This window comes from Vibrio sp. 2132-1 (assembly GCF_033344315.1).
This window is the reverse complement of the sequence record NZ_JAWPON010000424.1, coordinates 1-654: the sequence shown is the minus strand read 5'-3', so window position 1 is coordinate 654 and position 654 is coordinate 1. Positions and strand designations below refer to the sequence as shown.

Here is a 654-nt window from a genome sequence, read left to right as displayed (position 1 = left end):
CTCTGCCGCAAAACTGCGCTATTCAGACGTTCGAGCACTCAGAATTGATATTGAGCGCATGCTTGAGCGGCGCCCAATCGAACAAAAAAAACATTGGCCGTTGTACAGCGCATTGCGTTTAGTGCAGCGCCGTCCGCTGGCTGCAGCATTATCTGCCATTCTGGTTTTATCCGGCGTGCTATTTGGTAATGCATTGATTCAAAAGAATATCCAACTGCAACAAGAGAAGAAGATTGCAGAAGATATGATGTACGAAATGACTCGCCTCATCTTCCACGCGAAGGGGCAAAATGTCGAACATCTCTCAGTGAACTCCATGATGGAGTTAACACGAAGGCGGATACTCTCTAACCCAGATATCCCCAAACATATAAAACAAAAAATGTTGTTGGCGATGATGACACCGGTGCCAGAGAAGCACCTAACTACACCAATGAGTTGTCAGCCAAATTGTGCGTCTAAGGACAGCACCAACCAATAAGGCTTAAAACAAGATGTATACACGTTCAGTGGTATTTTGGCTGTCTGCATTGACGGCTACTACGTCCACTTTGGCGGCAGATGCTTCTGCAGCCACTTCACACCCGCCAGCTTCAACCTTGAAGCAAGGCTACTTTATCGACTCTCCAGTGACTGGCCTGTATTACAAAACCA

General features: G+C 46.8%; 2 pseudogenes. Both read left to right on the top strand.

Features of this window, described 5'->3' with window-relative positions:
* Nucleotides 1–481: pseudogene (locus tag R8N47_RS25815) on the top strand (serine/threonine protein kinase); the annotation flags it as partial.
* A gap of 13 nt (nt 482–494) precedes the next feature.
* Nucleotides 495–654, top strand: a pseudogene (locus R8N47_RS28910) (chromosome partitioning protein ParA); the annotation flags it as partial.